Raw genomic sequence first — 1178 nt, 5'->3', positions numbered from 1 at the left:
GACTCCATGAAGTCGGAATCGCTAGTAATCGTAGATCAGAATGCTACGGTGAATACGTTCCCGGGCCTTGTACACACCGCCCGTCACACCATGGGAGTGGGTTGCAAAAGAAGTGGCTAGTTTAACCTTTCGGGGAGGACGGTCACCACTTTGTGATTCATGACTGGGGTGAAGTCGTAACAAGGTAACCCTAGGGGAACCTGGGGTTGGATCACCTCCTTATCTTGAAGTAAAACAGCTTAATGGAAACTTGACTCTTGGAGGAAAGTTTCGCGAGTGTTCACACAAATTACATGATAACAAATTAGAAGAAGTCCAAACATCTAAGCTTCGGACAACAATTCTTGAAAGAGAAATAGGTCTGTAGCTCAGCTGGTTAGAGCGCACCCCTGATAAGGGTGAGGTCGGCAGTTCAAGTCTGCCCAGACCTACCAATTTACGCTTTTTACGGCGTTGGAAAGATACTCGTGTAGAAAAGCCTACACTTCGCATCCTTCCGCCTTGTAAAAAACGTAAATCTGAAGTTTTAATCTGATGTTTCCCATTGCGGGGCTATAGCTCAGCTGGGAGAGCGCCTGCCTTGCACGCAGGAGGTCAGCAGTTCGATCCTGCTTAGCTCCACCACTTCTTCTTCCCTCATAAGAAAGGGAAAGAGACCAAACTTAAGTTATGCTTTTATAGCTACTTTAAGTTTGGTTTTTTTAAACCAAGTCTTCACCGAATGCGTGTGAATGACAAATTCTTTAACAATCTGGAAAGCTGATATAAATACCGGTATTTATATGATGAACACGGTGTCGCGCTGTTGTTTGTAAATTATAAATACCAAGCTGTTATTAATAGGAATATCGCATGTTAGTAATGGTGATTACGGGTCCTCCTCACTTTTGTTAGGTAGGGAATGTAATCAAACCGGTAGTTTATTTACTTTTAGTTTATCTATTAGTAGTGAATTACCACTCTTATTCAAGACACACTTTGTGTGCGTGAAAATGTCAGACTTTACAATTGAGCAGGTTTTGTCACCTGTTTGTACCAAATAGGAAACTACTTGGGGTTGTATGGTTAAGTGACTAAGCGTATGTGGTGGATGCCTTGGCAGTTAGAGGCGATGAAGGACGTGTTAATCTGCGAAAAGCTTTGGTGAGGTGATAAAAACCGTTATAGCCAAAGATATC

2 tRNA genes and 2 rRNA genes are annotated in these 1178 nt (G+C 42.6%); all 4 read left to right on the top strand.

Going from position 1 to position 1178, the window contains the following annotated elements:
* Positions 1 to 222: ribosomal RNA gene (locus tag ESZ39_RS17535) — 16S ribosomal RNA — on the top strand; the annotation flags it as partial.
* Positions 223 to 357: 135 nt separating this feature from the next.
* Positions 358 to 434: transfer RNA gene (locus ESZ39_RS17530), tRNA-Ile, on the top strand.
* Positions 435 to 548: 114 nt separating this feature from the next.
* Positions 549 to 624: transfer RNA gene (locus ESZ39_RS17525), tRNA-Ala, on the top strand.
* A 439-nt stretch (positions 625 to 1063) separates the two neighbouring features.
* Positions 1064 to 1178, top strand: a 23S ribosomal RNA gene (locus tag ESZ39_RS17520); the annotation flags it as partial.

The sequence above is a fragment of the Colwellia sp. C1TZA3 genome (assembly GCF_007954265.1).
Classification (GTDB): Bacteria; Pseudomonadota; Gammaproteobacteria; order Enterobacterales; family Alteromonadaceae; genus Cognaticolwellia.
The sequence above is the reverse complement of the archived record's forward strand: the minus strand, read 5'-3'. Positions and strand labels throughout refer to the sequence as shown.